This window comes from Mesobacillus sp. (assembly GCF_047739415.1).
Lineage (GTDB): Bacteria > Bacillota > Bacilli > Bacillales > Cytobacillaceae > Mesobacillus.
In genome coordinates this window covers 1-15,414 of the sequence record NZ_JBIQOE010000218.1, presented here as the reverse complement: position 1 = coordinate 15,414, position 15,414 = coordinate 1, and the positions used below count along the sequence as shown (strand labels likewise).

The window sequence follows — 15,414 nt, the reverse complement described above, 5'->3', positions numbered from 1 at the left end:
TGGGAACGACCCAAGCGTACAAATAGATGTTGAATCTATTTGTATTGTCTTGTGGTCGTTCTTTTTTTGTTTGCTTATCCTAATCAAATTATCGGGAGGAGAAACAAAATGGCTGAGGTTTTAACTCAATCATGGACAAACGACGAGCAATTAGAAAACCTGGCTCGGATGCGGAGAAATAGGGAGATCGTTAAGGGAGTAATCACATCTGTAGGAACAAAGAGAGCCCGCGTTTTAGAAAATGATAAATATGTGGAAAAGGAAATGGAAGTAGCGGTATTCCTTTTGGAAGGCGGTGTCACCGCTTATTGCCCAGCTGATGAGTTTTCTGATTATGAATATAAATCTCTCAATGGCTTTACCGGTTCCATCCAGGAATTTATCATTGATCATTTTGATCTTGAAAGTAAGACAGCTGTCGTCAGTGTTAGGAAGGCAGACCAGATTAAAAAGTCCAGATTTTATTCAGAACTAGAAGCCCTTCAGGAAAGTGGAGAACTTCAGAATAAAGTATTCGAAGGTGTGGTATGGGGCTTCAACCGCAATACTCGCAGAGTATTTGTTCGTGTCAATGGGGCAGACTGCTTCATGCTTCCGAATGACTGGAGCTGGGAACGTCGCCAGAATATTGAACATAGCGTGCAGCGCGGCGAAACTATACAGGTTAAGGTCCTCCGCTTTGATAAGGAACAAGATTTAATCCATGTAAGCAGAAGGCATACCTTAGAGGACCCTTTTAAAAAGCTCGAGCGACTAAAGGATATGGAAACCGTAGCCGGTAGAATTAGCGGAGTTGACCCTGTACACGGAATTTTTGTTCAACTCGATGTTGGTTTAGAAGTTAAGGGGATTAAACCCGCCTACTTAGAGGAGCCAATCGTTGGAGATATTGTATCTTGTACCATTCGCAATATCGATCCTAAGAAAAGGCAAGCCAGGGTGGTAATCACTGGATATCCAAGGGGTAAAAAGAAAAGAAAAGATCTAGGATCCTTCTTGTTTGAATAATGGAAGTTCTAGCTAAACAACAGGCTTTAGCCGACGGTCTAGATTATCCCTTATTTACAACAAAGGAGGGCGACGTACCTTTTTGGGATCACCCCTTTCTCAAAGGTAATAAGGTGTTGCCGACCAAATACTATCCTCATACCACTCAAGAGGCTGTTATCGAGCTTTATAGGAGAGGAAGGATTGATGACACTGATTTTATCTTACTAAAGGTACTTGGAGATGCCATATGTGCCAATGAGGATCAGCTGAGAAGATATATGGAGCGGAAGATGAGCCGCTCCGAAACCTCAAAAAGACTGGATAAGTTTCGTTCGATTGGGTTAGTAGATCGGTGGAAGGTAAGAATAAGAGGCGAGGAAGAATCTGTTAAGCCGCCAGCCCCCTTTACATTAGGTGTTGGCGGCTACAAATTGATGAAACATTTCTATAACGAAGATTTCTTTATGGACCCTAACCGTTGGGATAATTATGGAATTGGGGGAATTAAACGCTATGTCGCCATGAACGAACTTCGTTGCATGATGACAGAAAAGAAGATTGTAAATAGGTGGAAATGGAATGCTGTAGTTGCAAATAATCCACGATTGAAGTTTCCTATGGCTGCAGCCGAGATTAAGACACCCCAAGGAAACATTAACTTTCTCATCGACCGAGCACAGATGAATCAGAACTTCATAGGATATTTCCGCGATAAGTTGGAGAACTGGAAAAAGGTTTATGAAAAACACGGTAATATCCCGGTAAGCGAGTTCCCTGAAAATATGGGTTTCGTAGTCATATTCGCCTCAACCCTATCAGTAGCTGAATACATTCACAAAGAGCTAATGTTGGATACGTTTCCTTATCATATTTGGGTCTGCGTAGAAGAAGATTTGCTGCAGTATGGGTTAGACACCGCCTTTTACATTCCAAATAAAGAGAAGCTTAAACGAATAAAGTTGGATTTTTAAAAGGAGTAGGATATGACGAATACTCATGAATTGATCAGCTCATTATTTAATCATAGTCTTGCTACATTCCGCCATTCTTGTCGAGTGGCGGATATGTTATATAGTTTTGGAAACTATTTGGACTTGGGTAATGATGAAAACTTGTTTTTAACCGGTGTTTTCCATGATATCGGGAAGTTGAGGATAGCTCCTTCTTTATTAAATAAAACGGAGTCGTTGACTGAACAGGAATATTCTGAAATAAAAAAACATGCCTATTATGGCAAGCAGATTCTTGAGAAAATCCATTGCTTACCGAAACATTCTTCCGAGATCATTCTTTATCATCACGAGAATGTAGATGGTTCTGGGTATTACGGGCTAAAAGGACCGGATATACCGTTGCTCTCTCGTATTATAAGAATAATAGATACATATGACACTATGTTGTATGGCCGGGTGTACCAGGAACCCGTTAAACAAGATAATGTCATCGAAGAGATTTATTCCCTTAGCGGAAAACACTATGATAGTGAACTGGTCGAGGCTTTTTTGAAATTCCTGGATACTAAATTTTCTTGTAGTCCCAATATGGTACTTGAAAACCTCTGCCGACCGTGATAGTATCATACTAAAGGCAACAGCCTTTCTTAAAGTTTTTTAATGTCCCCTAAGCAATTAGGGGGCGCCCCATTTCAAAAACAAAACAATCAAATATATTAACGGGAAATACCCGAGACCACGACTTTTAGCTTTTTGCTAGGTCTGTGCGTTTCGGGTATTTTTGTGTTTTAAGGAGTGTTTTCAGTGCCCAAAAAAGTGCTTATTGCTGTAGGGGATAAATCATATACGGATATTTTGAAACAGACTTTCAGCAGACATAGGGACCATTTCATTTTATCCTCACAGGAAGTTTTTCATAGGCGCTTCTTAAGGGAAATTGTAGAGCACGAAAATCCAGATTATCTCATCATTCATGACTACTACTTGGAAAGTGACTTTGTAAGACCCGAACAGAAGGATAAAGAGCTACTGACATTCATTCGGAATTTTCGAATTAAATATGAAGATTCCTTGCGGATTGTTTTTCTATGTGAACGGCCTAAAGGTGATACGCTTCTTTCCTCCCTGGCAGCAATGGGCGTCATGGATATTATCAATACAAATTCATTTGACCTCGATGATTTTATTGTACAACTGATTGAGAAGCCCCGTTTTTCGCGGGTTGAAAAATTTTTAGTGCCTAGCCAGCAGTTAGAGCCAACTATCGAAGAAATGCATGGTGATGATGAAACAGAAGAGGAATACAAGTTAGCGACCGATGATCATAAACCAGAAAAGCCGGTAGTTCAAAAAGTGATTGAAAAAAAGGTTGTGCAAAAGGTCGTCAACAAAAATGTGATTAAGCGGGATTACAAAATCCAAATTACAAATAGTACAGAAAAAATCGTGGGTATTCCCGTTAAGAAAAAGCTTATTATGATTGGCAGCCCTATTTCTAGGAGCGGTAGCACGTTTGTTTCTCACTTGTTAGCCAGAAGTTTAACAAAAATGGGTGTTTCAGCCACTTATGTAGAAAGTCCGTTTTCAAAAGCATATACTTTCGACCGCTTTATCGGCCATCATTATGCTGATGACTATCGGAGCAAATTTTATCAATTCAGCAAGTACATCGACCCAAAATTGAAAAGTGTTTTTGATTGGGAAAAAGAAAACGTCGATATCATCTGTAAACACCCAACGAATGAGCCTGTATACAAAGAAGAAGACGTTACCTTCGATAATTTAATCAAAGTGCTATTCTCAACCCAATCTACAGTTACCATCATAGATGTTGGAACAGATTGGCATTACGAATTGTTCCAGGATGTTTTTGATATTGCGGACCATGCCTACTTTGTACTGGAGCCTGATATACCATTCATCCAGTATTTTGAGGAATCGCAGGCTGAATCGGTTCAGTTCCTTAGAAAGCGATTAGAACATGAAAAGTCTTTTTTGATAGGAAATCGCTTCGACAAGTCTTTGTTAAAGAACGATCTTATAAATGACCTCTACGCAGAGCGGATTAAGACTTGTTTTCCTGCTTTTTCAGTTACCGATGTATTCCAAGTCCAACTCAAGGGGCTCTTTTTGAATGATTATAAGGATTACCAAAAAAGGATAGATTCTTACATCAAACCGCTACTACAAGACATTCTCCCTCATGAGTTTATTAAGAAACAAAAGAATGGCCCGGGATTGCTAAAGGGGTTATTCAACAAAAAAATCACCGTTGAAAAAACGGAACAGAAAGGAGCTGAATCAACGGTATGAAACCTGGTATGAAAATAGGCTTGGGAATCTTTACTTCCTTAGCTACAGCAGGATTTATATTAACGTACGATTTTTATATTAAAGAGCGCATTGATTCAACTGAGGTCGTCGTCGTAAAAGCTAACGAGGAAATCCTTAAATCCGAAAAAATTACAAAAGATAAATTGATCATCGAGCGACGAGGCAAAGAAGCCTTAATTGATGATGTTGTATTAGCGCAAGACATTGACAAAATTATCGGCCAAGACAGTAAGCAGGATATCGTGGGCAATTCCATGGTTTCAAAGAAAATGGTGGATTACGATAATTTGGTGCCTGATGCAAAAGAGAGTGAAGCGATTCGGCCGATCACAAAAGACATGATTTTTGCTCAACCAGGTTCCCTTCGCAGAAAAGATGTCATTGACATATACCTAGTGAATCCTGATGGAAGCACTAATATGAACCAAAACGGTCCAACAGTGACTAATTCTGAAGAAAATTCAAATGAAACCACTGAAAGCGAACATGAAACCAACCCCGGAACAATGGAAACTAAGCCGTTCTTAAAAGGTGTAAAAGTGGTGTATGTAAAAGACTCCGGAAATAAGGAAGTTGTATCAGCCGCTGAGGGAAATGCTGGAGATAAAAGACTGAACGCCACCTCCACAATAAGCGACCTTGAAGTCATTCTGAATGAAGAGGATTTCCAGAAATTAATGGATCAAGTGTTAGGAAAGGGCGCCAAGCTGTACATTACGTATCAATAAAGGAGAGTAACACTATGAATGTCATAGTTGTTTCAAAGAATTCTAGTTTTAAAGAGTTATTTGAAAAGAATGAAGAAATCAAAACCGCCCTATTATGGGATGAAATAAAAGAAGCTACCATCGATATCCAGGCGATCTTATTAGATGGTGAAACATTTGACATCCATCAATTAAGCTTGCTTCGTGAACGGTTTCCTGAGGAACTAGTCTATTATAAGCCGCAAACATTGAATAGCGACCTAATTACCAGGAACTTATCTAGACTCTGTGCTGCTCATAAAGTAAAGGTTCTTAATGAATATGCGACTGATGAGCAGGCAGTTGAAGAAATCATCGGCCATATAACAAATAAGGATGATTATTTAGCTAAAAGGATTGTAAGTTTTTTTGGTACCCATAGCGGCGCAGGAGTCAGTACCACAGTGCTAAATTTAGCCCGCTCCTTATCACAAAGGATTGAAGAAAAAGTGTTGGTCCTCAGCTTAAATAGTTGGGATCCAGCTGATTACTTTTATCATTACAATGGCCAATACCTCAACGATTTGAAAGTAGACTTGAAGACCCATAACTTAACACCAGCAAGGTTGTCGGAAGCTGTAGCCTACCATCAGTCCTTTTACCATCTTGGTGGTAATCGGGACATTAAGATGCAGCGGTTTTATCAACCGAGTGAAATAGAGCATTTAATCAAAACTGCTCAGCAATTGTTTGATGTAATCCTAATCGATGCAGGGACTCACTTTGATACTGCTCCAACTGTCCAAGCGTACTTATCTAGTAACTTACGCTTCCTTGTCACAAATCAAGAAGAAAAAGGGTATAGAGGCTATTTCCCTTATGTGTTCCAGCAATTGATTGAGCCATCTGGCGGGAAATCAGACGACTTCATGCTTGTCATAAACAGATTCCAACCAGCCAACACGTTGATTAACGAGAAAGCCTTGGAAGAAGAATTAAGCATGACAAAAGTTGCTACCCTTCCAGATATGGGTGATTTGGGGGCAATGGCTGCGTACCAAAAAAAATTGTTGTATGACCTTTCCGATTCATTTTACACGAAAAATTTAGATCTTCTATCAAACCTCATTATCTCCGAGTGTAAGTTAACAGAGAAAGAGATTGTGGTTGAAGAAAGAAAGGAAAAAAAGGGGCTGTTTGCTCTCTTTAAGTAAAGAAGGGTGGTGTTGATTTGAGTACTTTGGAAAAAGACCTGGGATTGGACAAACCTTTTAGTTCTTCCGAGTGGCTAGCTCAAACCGTAGCAGCAAAGGGGCTGAAGATGGAGTATATCTCCACTTTCGCTCGCAGGAAATCGTTTAAGGAAATTTGTCATAAAGTACGCGAACAGTTAAATGACATTATTGTTGACGGAACTATAGATCATCAAAAGGAAAAAAATGGTGAAATTGATGAAAAACTGTCCACTGAGAACATGTGGCTGGAACGTCAACACCAAGCGGTTATTGGGGATGCCCAAGCAATGTCCTATTTTATCACCAAAATCAATGAGGTGCTGCAAAAGGAGAACATAACAACAAATGACTTCCCCAACTTTTATGAATCCTTAGCAGAAGCCATCTTCCATGAGGTTTGGGGTGTAAGCATCCTTCATAAGTGGGATAAGATGCCGTTCAGTGAGGCCGCTGTCATCCGCGGCACCGAGCTATGGTTAGATATAAATGGTCAATTCGTAAAACAGAATGAACAGTTTGAGAATGATGAAGCCGTTGAAAGGATTAAGCGGGCCTTTACCATGAGGGTAAAGGATGCCGTCATAAACGAACAGACTCCTGAATTAGAGATTGAACGAGAAGATGGTAGCCGGATTACTATGATCCAGAAACCGCGGGGAAAAGAAAATTACATCATGTTCCGCCGCTTTGTAGTAAAAAATATGAGCCTTGAAGAACAAGCGAATCTCGGCACTATTTTACCTGATGATATTCCTTTTTTTAGAGCTCTGGCTCGAGTAATGGCAAACACCATTTTTGCCGGCCGTGTTCGTTCAGCCAAGTCTACATTCATGAAAACGATGCTGAGAGAAAGAGATCCATCCTTTGTCGCTGCAGTAATGGAAAAGCACTTTGAATTGGACCTTTCGAAGCAATTTAAAGACAGACTTATTTTCGAGGTTCAAGCAAAAGAAGGGGACCTTCACCACGCTATGCCTAGATTGCTTCGTATGGAACACGATTACATAGTGGTTGGAGAGATACGTTCCTTGGAAACGGAGGGGTACCTGCAGGCTTGTGAAAGAGGAGAGCGGGGGGCTTATTCCACCTACCACCTAACATCCGTTGAAAATGTGGTGTCGCAGATTACTCGACATATTCTAGACGAGTTTCCGAACCGAAAATTCGATAATGAACTCGAACGTGTAGCAAGGAACATCGACATTATTGTGACGATGAGCGCCGATCGTGATAGAAGGAGAAAAAGGGTTATTGGGGTTACTGAAATCATTTGGGATGAAACGAACCGAACTCATCGTACACATGATTTAGTTCGGTACAGCCCGGTTACAAACCAGTACTACTATTCTTCGAATATCACCAAAGAGTTATTGACACTGATGGCGGCAGAAAGCCTAGAAGATACAAAAATACTCATTCGTCACTTGAAACAAAAAGAAAAAATCTCTCCTATGACAGAGTACGAAAAAATCAAAAATCAAATCATTGATACTTTGTTGGGAGAGGAATTAAATGGATAGCCTTACTCATTGGATATGGCAGGTAGGTGTTAGTTATTTTCTTTATGGGCTGTTGTTAATTATCGCCCTTTGGACATCTAAAAATATCATGTTCGCCTCTTTGAAAACAAAATATACAGAATGGAACTATAAGTACAGGATCAGGAGAGTTCGAAACAAGGTAGATTTCTCGAATACATCTCAATATAAAAATCCATTGATGAAGCATTTGAATCTTTTGATCCGAACCACCCGGGAAGAGAGAGATGACAACGCGGTGCCGATTTTTATTGTCCTGTCTGGACTGTTAGGTATCTTCGCTGCTATATTCATGCTTTTCATTTTCGGGGACATTCTTGTAGCAGCATTATTTGGAGCATTGTTATCACTTATTCCTTATTTGTTTTTAAGGATGCGATTGAATAAAATTCGCTATCTCATGAGCCTTGAATTTTTGCATATTGTTCAAAGGCTAACACAGAATTACAACGCTTTTCATTATGACATGTACCATGCTTTATCGGAAACTCAAAAAGAAATTAAGAGCCCTGAATTGCGGAAAGTAATTGTTAAATTAGTATCTGATCTCCAGGTATCACGGAATGAAACGGAGCTAAGGGAAAGTATTCATGTTTTCACTTATACATCCGGAACCAACTGGTCAAAACGATTGGGCAGCATTATATTGAAATCTTATTTATACAACGAGAAAGTACTGAATGCACTCATGGTTTTGACCAAGCAAATGGAAGAGACGGAAGAAATGCTGGAAGAAGAAAAATCGCAAACTATGGATTCGGTTTATAACGGGTATTTGACCCTTCCGATTTTTATAGGATCACTTATCTTAGGCTACTATTCTTCTGGAGCCCAGGACTGGGTAAAACTTCAATTTGGGAATCAATGGACCGTTTTGCTATTTATGTTTAGCCTTTTGGGAGTTGTATTTTCTCTAATAATTTCAATCTTCCTGAAGAGGCCTAAAAATGACCTGTGAAAAGGAGGGTGTCTATGGGAAATGAAGTTGTTCTTTTCAAATATTTACCTTACCTGATAAACATAACCGCGTACTTCCTATCCTGTTTTGCTGGAATTCTAGTCTATTCCGGTCTTACTTCCAAGGCTGAAAGACTTCAAAATCGAATTAGATTAAGGTCTAACTTTAATCAAAGCAAAGCAAAGGTAGTACAAGGTTCTCGCCAAACAAAAGCGGAGGAATGGTTAAAGAAAGCACAATATCCTCTCGGATTAAATGGTTTAAAGTATTACCTCATGATAGGGGGGTTTCTTACATTTTTAATGTTTTATTATGTGCTTATTCCGCTTATCGTCAACGGCGGAGCGGATAAGTTAACCATGGTTGCTGCTGTAATTATTATCTTACTAGCTTTATTTTCAGCTCCAAGCAATCCTTTTTCACTGTTTGTTTATATCATGAAGCGAGTTATCGATTATCATCATGCAAAAAAACACGCTGAAGTCTTCATGCTATACGATTTATTAATTAATGAAATAGAAATGATGACTGTTAGCCGTATTAATACGTACAACATTTTGCGTAACATCAAACCTTATTTCGTGGTTTTGGACAAACCATTGACCATTCTGCTCTCTTCCTGGAGCAGTGATGAAGGTCCAAAAGCTGCTTTAGAAAAGTTTTCTCAAGAACTTCACTCAAAGGAAGCCGATGCTTTGATTGGGGTTATAAAAAATTTGGACGACTTAGACCGAAAGACTGCCCTTGGACATCTTCGGGGAATGCACAATATGTTTGTCAGGTCCCAAATCGAAAATTATAGAAGGAAGAGGAAGATCACAACGGACCTCTTGGGAATTCCAATTAAGACAACCCACTTTATTATTATCCTGAATTTCCTGGTTGTGATTGTAACAATGGTTTCGGTGATTTTAGAGTCTTCCCGCATGTAATTTTTTATATAAAACCAATTTTAAGGGGGTGATGCCGATTAATACGTCCCTTAGTACATTTATGAAAATTGCTATTACAGCAGTCGTGATCAGTGCCTTCATCTTCGGTGCAATGTATGTATCGATGAATGGTTTATCTGATACAATCGCCAATTACATTTCGGACAGTAGTTAGGGTGAGTGCAAATGAATAAATCTATTTCTGCTTTTATGGTTATGGCTGCTGTGGTAGTCATTATGATAGCACTCTTATTCGGGATTGCTTATGATTCTTTAGAACAAAAAAATAGTAAGCATGAAGAAATGATGAAAATGGAGCATCAATTAAAATTTAAATAAATTTACACTTGGAGGAATATTAACCATGAATTCAACGATTTCCACATTCCTAAAAATCGCTATTACCGTTGTATCCATCAGTGCTTTCTTGTTTTTCATCGGATATAACATGATTGGTTCTGAAACAACTAATTACAAATCTGATATCACAGATATGCAAAACAATCTCCCTACCGGTGCTGGCAACGCTTCTAATGGAGGTTGATGTAATTAAAAATTTCCCTGTAAGAGGGGCAGTATGCCTCTCTTACAGGGAAAAAGGAGTTGGTAATTGTGTCGAAAGTTTTAGGAGAATGGATGACATTATTTATTGTCGTCAATATCATGTTTGCACCTATTTTGGCTTACTTAGACAGCTTGCACAGGGAAGCCGTTGAGGTTGTTCTGACTGAAGGTGCAAAGAAGGCATCTATTGAAGGTCGTTTCACTCCTACTATCATTCAAGGCATGAAGGATACCCTAGTTGATCAATACAACTTTGATGAATCGAAGATAAACATTCAAGCAACTCAATCTCTAACTCCAAGAAATCAATACATAGAAGCAAGTATAGAGGTTCCGCGAAGTTTTATTTTCATTCTCGATATTTTTAATCAAGGTCCATCTACTTTTAAAAAAGAAACGAAGATTTTAAGTGAATACATTAGCTAGGGGTTGTTCGAATGGCAACAACTTTAAGAACCATTTTATTTATATTGCTGTTTGCTTTAATTACCCAATTACAATTTAATTTAGATGCTGATAAAACTGCTACCAGACAACTGAAAAATGCATTGGAACTAGCAGTGCATGATGCAGGATTAGCAATTTCTCCTGAAGCGATGGCCGAAGGGAAGATCATTTTTGACCAAAACACCGCAGTGTCAAATCTTCAGAAAAGTTTGGAGAACAATTTAAACGTGACGAGCTCTGCTGGATTCGTTTATACACCGAACGAAAACTCATTTTTTAAACAAGAACTTTATTTGGTTCATTTAGAGTTTGTTGATGACAGCGTGTCCAGAACTTATCCATTTGTTTATAATAATCCGAATTACAAGATCGTTGAACGAATAGAAGGTCCGAGCGTAATTGCTGTAATAACAACTGAAAGTCCCCGTTGGTTTAATGGTGGAACAACTTATGTCCGCCAGGCCGCGGTTTATGCTTATAGAAAATAACTTTGATGATCGATCAAATCCTTACACTCTCCCTTTGGTTTGCCGAAATAAATAAAGGAGGAAATATCCGTAATTAAATCTTTTTAAAGAAAACTTCATAATTACCCAAAGATTCTATTGTATCTAGTCTATGAAAAGACATATAATAGTATCAAATATTTCCTTTTTTATTTTTTTTGCAGCCTTCCAGGCTAGCAGGATTTGTAACAGATACGGTTCTTTGGGACTGAGATTTGAGGGATGATAGCTAGGTCTAAAACCTATCATTCTATTAAAATCTCCCGAGGGATCGTTTTTTTGTTGCAAAAATACACATTGAAGGGAGAAAAGGAAAATGAAAAAATTACTAACTATATTAATGATGGGGCTTTTAGTTTTAACTGGATGTGGTACTCAAGAGGAATCTAAGGAGCAAACAGGGGACAAAATTCTTGCTGCTGATGCTGAAAAATCCAAAGACAAAGGTCAAAAAACAAGTGTTCAAAACCAAGAGGAAGATGAAAAGTCTGAGGGAAATACACCTGAGAAATCCGAAAATCAATCAGAACAACAGGGATCTTCCGAACAGAATAAAAAAGAACAAGATGAACAACAAGGAAATGGTGTTAAAAATATAGTTGCTTCTAATGCCGAAACAAAATCACCACAAAAGGAAAACACGAAGTCAACTCAACAGCCTACTTCACAGTCAAAGGTTAGTCAACCGACTACCAATCAAGCAAAAACAGAAAACAACCAAACAACACCAAAATCCGAAACCGTGACTAAGCCTGCACCGGCTCCTGCTCCTAAGCCGCAACCAGCGCCGGCTCCTAAGCCACAACCAGCGCCAACTCCTAAGCCTGCGCCTGCGCCGCAAGAGGGTTCAATGGTTACTAAAGTGCAGAATGCTCTTCCGGGCGGCTATACAGCAAAGAGTGATGGATCATCAGTTATAATCCTTAGGGGCGGTGCTCAGATCGCTAGCACGCTTCCGGGCACTGTAGGATTTAGCGCTTCTCTAAACAGCTCAGATATTAATGCAGCTCTTAAAGGTGCTTCCGCTCTAGGAGGGAGCTATTCTCAGATGAGAAGTGTAACCGATACATTATTGTCAGGTGAAGCATTTGCTTCTTCGGGCGGTACAAGCGGTTTAAAAAGAAGCGGTATGATTTTTATTACATGGTAAGTCTAGCAAGGTAATTCAATGGAGGATAAAGATTTTATTCAGTTTTATAGCTGGATAAAGTCTTTTGACTCGAGGGTTTTACCCTGGGAGAGGAGAGGATAAATGATTGTTTAAATTTAAAAAAATTTTTTTATATAACCTTTCAGCCTTATTGTTTATTTCACTTTTTCAAGGGATCGGTCCCCCGCTGGCTTCAGCTGCATCATCTAAAACTGTATTGAGGTATCAAAAAGAAATCAGCAAGGATATGCGCTGGCAAAGTGAAAAATGGGTTACCTATCCGAATTCGGCTTATGGAACATATCCTTCCACTTACAATTATGATAGCGGAGGGTATACCGGCACACTGAATGCAACCAGAATAAAGTTAGTTCCTAAAGAAAAAATCTATCATAAAGATCCGATATATCGAACTGATACTTATACGTTTACTAAAAACACCACTAAAACGTATGGGACAAACAGCAATTCTAACGTTCCGAGCACTTATTACGTAAACGAAAATGGGTATTCAGGCAATATACCTCGAACGTCGCTTTCTTGGACATCCAATTGGGTGAGAAATCGAACAAAATCTCTTACTCAGTACTGGACCGACTCTTCATATCGTGAGTTTTCCAGCGAGGTGCCCGAACCCGCAACTTTTAATGGCACTTATTATGATTCTACCAGCGGAAAAAACGTGAGTTATTCTTTGCCTAAAAGTGGAGGGTTATATTCTATAGCTAGTAAAAATCAATGGATTCGGTACAGAGCGCCTGGTAGAGCTGCTTATTATGATAAATATGAGAACTACTATCTAGGCTTCATGTCTTCTAATAGCAGTACCTACTATGCGGGTAGATTTAGCGATGCAAGGCCTGGGGAAGCTCCTGACAGATATTATGGGATTCCAAGGGCATATACGGGCTTTAGCTGGCGGCTTGTGAATTATGGTTGGGATGAAGCGAATGCGGTTAATGCAGACTGGTGGGCGTCACAGGGTTATGCCAGCAAACTGGTATACTCAAATGGTTCTTACTGGTGGAGATCCGAAAGCGGAAGATTAAATAAATACCGGAAAGGTGTATGGATTGACTATGATATTTACGTTCCAGTCAAACAGTACAGACAGAAATATTCTGGAACATTCAATCTTCCGGATTACATTAAGGACTATACGGCCCAAGCTACTTATAAAGGGACTCTTAGCAAACAAGTCTTAGACCATTACGATGAGTATTATACAAGCTCGAAATGGGATGTGTATGTTGAATATACAGGCACCATTTATACAACCAATTTGAAAGCAAAGTCAATAGCAATCACAGATACCAGTGGAAACCCCGTTAGTTATTTGGTAAGAGGAAAGAATTATAAGGCGACAATGGTGATTGAAAATAACGGGGAGTTAAATGTGGGGGCCTATAAAGTCGGATTCTATGAAGAAGGAACTCGAAAAACACTTTTGGATGTTTCTTCTCATAATAAAGGTAGCACTAAGACATTAACCTATTCCTTTACGGCTTCTACTTCCGGACAACGAACATTTATGGTAAAAGCGGATGATACCAATGTAATCTCTGAAACAAATGAAAGTGATAACACCGCCTCCCAAGATAAAAATGTCTACTATGTTAACCTAAAAGCCAAGTCAATCAACATCACAGATCCTTCAGGAAACGCTGTTTCCTTCCTTGTCAGAGGAAAAACATATAGGGCAACAATGATAATAGGAAATGACGGTGAGATTGATACAGGCGCTTATAAAGTAGGCTTTTATGAACAGGGAAGCAGGAAGACTCTTTTAGATGTTTCTTCTCATGCTAAAGGGACAGATAAAACTCTCACATATAGTTTCACCGCTTCAACCTCAGGTGCACCGCGCACTTTCATGGTCAAGGCGGACGATGCTAATGTAATCGAGGAATCCAATGAGAATGATAATACAGCTTCCCAAAATAAGAACGTCTACTATGTCAATTTAAAAGCCAAATCGATCGACATAAAAGATACTAATGGGAACCCTGTTACTCATTTGGTAAAAGGAAGAAGTTACAATGCCGTAATGGTAATTGGAAATGACGGTGAGATTAATACATCCGCTTACAAGGTTGGTTTCTATGAATCCGGAACAAGAAAAGCTACTCTGGATATTTCTTCTCACTCTAAAGGAACCGATAAAACACTTACCTACACTTTTACAGCAACAACTTCAGGGACAAGGACATTTATGGCCAAAGCGGATGATCTAGATATTGTAGAGGAAACAAATGAAGGTGATAATACTGTTTCTATCTCAAGACTGGTCAATACTTTGCCGGTAGTCACCTTGACATATTCGCCTAGCGATGTTTATGAAGGGGATACCGTAAATGTCTGTGCTAAACCAACAGATGCAGATAATAATCCTTTGGTTGTAAAAATTTTCATTAAAAAAGATGGCGGTACCGACCAAGTAGTCTTAAATAAAAGCAATATCGCTAGCGGAACAAGCCAATGTTACTCCTTCGTTACAGAGGTTGGACGGTATGACATCCGAGCGACTGTAAATGACGGGTATGATGAAACAGGAACAAGCACATGGTTTTATTCAAAGGCGTTAATAATCAACGGAAGAGTTAACCATACTGTAGAGTGGGAAAAGAAACATTTGGATATGGGACACGCATTGAATCAATTTTATAGCGGAGAGAAATTCTTGCTAGAATCTGATACTTCTCCTTATCCAACCGTTTACGTAAAAAGCACTTTAAGAGCCAATCAAGCGGATAGCCAATATATCGAACGGATCACGAATATGACAGGAGTATCAACTATCCTTTACAAAGGAGAATTATTCGATCCGAAGTTCCAAAACTATCCCACTAATATTAAAAAGGGTCCAGCAACTTTTGAATTTGAAGTTAAATATACGAATGGGGTAATTAAAAAAGATTTAGTTCAAATTCAGGTGATTGATGACGTTTTTGAAGCATATAGATTCCATAGGAGATTTTAAGATATCTTCTCGCTCTATTCCTTTTTGGAATAGAGCTTTTTTATTTAAATCTATGTTTTTTAAGACTCAAAGAAGAATTTATTAACGAATCTTATTATGAAATCATTTTATTGTCATAAAACATTATCAGAAAATTCATTT

16 protein-coding genes are annotated in these 15,414 nt (G+C 38.9%); all 16 read left to right on the top strand.

The window, feature by feature from the left end:
• Positions 1-108: 108 nt before the first annotated feature.
• The 16 genes from ACH0QE_RS17415 (at position 109) to ACH0QE_RS17340 (ending at position 15,273) form a co-directional block, all read left to right on the top strand.
• On the top strand, positions 109-1,008 hold the full coding sequence (locus ACH0QE_RS17415) for a S1 RNA-binding domain-containing protein (protein WP_415780212.1): 900 nt from the start codon (positions 109-111) through the stop codon (positions 1,006-1,008).
• Positions 1,008-1,961: a hypothetical protein gene (locus tag ACH0QE_RS17410; RefSeq protein WP_415780211.1), complete on the top strand. Its 954-nt coding sequence runs from the start codon at positions 1,008-1,010 to the stop codon at positions 1,959-1,961. Before ACH0QE_RS17415 ends, ACH0QE_RS17410 begins: the two co-directional genes overlap by 1 nt.
• Positions 1,962-1,973: 12 nt before the next feature.
• Entirely contained in the window at positions 1,974-2,561 is a 588-nt protein-coding gene (locus ACH0QE_RS17405) for an HD-GYP domain-containing protein (protein WP_415780210.1), read from the top strand.
• Positions 2,562-2,747: 186 nt separating this feature from the next.
• Positions 2,748-4,256, top strand: coding sequence for a hypothetical protein (locus ACH0QE_RS17400; RefSeq protein ID WP_415780209.1), 1,509 nt, complete (start codon positions 2,748-2,750; stop codon positions 4,254-4,256).
• Positions 4,253-5,005, top strand: a complete 753-nt coding sequence (locus tag ACH0QE_RS17395; RefSeq protein ID WP_415780208.1) for a hypothetical protein — start codon at positions 4,253-4,255, stop codon at positions 5,003-5,005. The genes ACH0QE_RS17400 and ACH0QE_RS17395 overlap by 4 nt, the downstream gene beginning before the upstream one ends.
• 14 nt (positions 5,006-5,019) lie before the next feature.
• Complete coding sequence (locus tag ACH0QE_RS17390) at positions 5,020-6,177, top strand: hypothetical protein (RefSeq protein WP_415780207.1); 1,158 nt, start codon at positions 5,020-5,022, stop codon at positions 6,175-6,177.
• A gap of 17 nt (positions 6,178-6,194) precedes the next feature.
• On the top strand, positions 6,195-7,718 hold the full coding sequence (locus ACH0QE_RS17385) for an ATPase, T2SS/T4P/T4SS family (protein ID WP_415780206.1): 1,524 nt from the start codon (positions 6,195-6,197) through the stop codon (positions 7,716-7,718).
• On the top strand, positions 7,711-8,694 hold the full coding sequence (locus tag ACH0QE_RS17380) for a hypothetical protein (RefSeq protein WP_415780205.1): 984 nt from the start codon (positions 7,711-7,713) through the stop codon (positions 8,692-8,694). Before ACH0QE_RS17385 ends, ACH0QE_RS17380 begins: the two co-directional genes overlap by 8 nt.
• Positions 8,695-8,708: 14 nt before the next feature.
• Positions 8,709-9,626 carry a hypothetical protein gene (locus tag ACH0QE_RS17375; RefSeq protein WP_415780204.1) on the top strand — a complete coding sequence of 306 codons (918 nt, stop codon included), beginning with the start codon at positions 8,709-8,711 and terminating at the stop codon, positions 9,624-9,626.
• Positions 9,627-9,657: 31 nt separating this feature from the next.
• Positions 9,658-9,801: a hypothetical protein gene (locus tag ACH0QE_RS17370; protein ID WP_415780203.1), complete on the top strand. Its 144-nt coding sequence runs from the start codon at positions 9,658-9,660 to the stop codon at positions 9,799-9,801.
• An 11-nt stretch (positions 9,802-9,812) separates the two neighbouring features.
• A complete protein-coding gene (locus tag ACH0QE_RS17365) occupies positions 9,813-9,965 on the top strand; it encodes a hypothetical protein (protein WP_415780202.1) in 153 nt (50 codons plus the stop codon).
• Positions 9,966-9,990: 25 nt separating this feature from the next.
• Positions 9,991-10,170, top strand: coding sequence for a hypothetical protein (locus ACH0QE_RS17360; protein WP_415780201.1), 180 nt, complete (start codon positions 9,991-9,993; stop codon positions 10,168-10,170).
• Positions 10,171-10,238: 68 nt separating this feature from the next.
• Entirely contained in the window at positions 10,239-10,616 is a 378-nt protein-coding gene (locus tag ACH0QE_RS17355) for a hypothetical protein (protein ID WP_415780200.1), read from the top strand.
• Between the two features lie 11 nt (positions 10,617-10,627).
• Positions 10,628-11,125 carry a hypothetical protein gene (locus tag ACH0QE_RS17350; RefSeq protein ID WP_415780199.1) on the top strand — a complete coding sequence of 166 codons (498 nt, stop codon included), beginning with the start codon at positions 10,628-10,630 and terminating at the stop codon, positions 11,123-11,125.
• A 334-nt stretch (positions 11,126-11,459) separates the two neighbouring features.
• Positions 11,460-12,293: a hypothetical protein gene (locus ACH0QE_RS17345; RefSeq protein ID WP_415780198.1), complete on the top strand. Its 834-nt coding sequence runs from the start codon at positions 11,460-11,462 to the stop codon at positions 12,291-12,293.
• Positions 12,294-12,399: 106 nt separating this feature from the next.
• Entirely contained in the window at positions 12,400-15,273 is a 2,874-nt protein-coding gene (locus ACH0QE_RS17340; RefSeq protein WP_415780197.1) for a CARDB domain-containing protein, read from the top strand.
• Positions 15,274-15,414 lie beyond the last annotated feature (141 nt).

Bases quoted from the DNA above. Each gene is read 5' to 3' on its own strand.
- ACH0QE_RS17380 (WP_415780205.1), top strand. From the start codon at position 7,711: ATGGATAGCCTTACTCATTGGATATGGCAGGTAGGTGTTAGTTATTTT.
- ACH0QE_RS17345 (WP_415780198.1), top strand. From the start codon at position 11,460: ATGAAAAAATTACTAACTATATTAATGATGGGGCTTTTAGTTTTAACT.
- ACH0QE_RS17410 (WP_415780211.1), top strand. From the start codon at position 1,008: ATGGAAGTTCTAGCTAAACAACAGGCTTTAGCCGACGGTCTAGATTAT.
- ACH0QE_RS17375 (WP_415780204.1), top strand. From the start codon at position 8,709: ATGGGAAATGAAGTTGTTCTTTTCAAATATTTACCTTACCTGATAAAC.
- ACH0QE_RS17390 (WP_415780207.1), top strand. From the start codon at position 5,020: ATGAATGTCATAGTTGTTTCAAAGAATTCTAGTTTTAAAGAGTTATTT.
- ACH0QE_RS17415 (WP_415780212.1), top strand. From the start codon at position 109: ATGGCTGAGGTTTTAACTCAATCATGGACAAACGACGAGCAATTAGAA.
- ACH0QE_RS17350 (WP_415780199.1), top strand. From the start codon at position 10,628: ATGGCAACAACTTTAAGAACCATTTTATTTATATTGCTGTTTGCTTTA.
- ACH0QE_RS17370 (WP_415780203.1), top strand. From the start codon at position 9,658: ATGCCGATTAATACGTCCCTTAGTACATTTATGAAAATTGCTATTACA.
- ACH0QE_RS17365 (WP_415780202.1), top strand. From the start codon at position 9,813: ATGAATAAATCTATTTCTGCTTTTATGGTTATGGCTGCTGTGGTAGTC.
- ACH0QE_RS17405 (WP_415780210.1), top strand. From the start codon at position 1,974: ATGACGAATACTCATGAATTGATCAGCTCATTATTTAATCATAGTCTT.
- ACH0QE_RS17395 (WP_415780208.1), top strand. From the start codon at position 4,253: ATGAAACCTGGTATGAAAATAGGCTTGGGAATCTTTACTTCCTTAGCT.
- ACH0QE_RS17360 (WP_415780201.1), top strand. From the start codon at position 9,991: ATGAATTCAACGATTTCCACATTCCTAAAAATCGCTATTACCGTTGTA.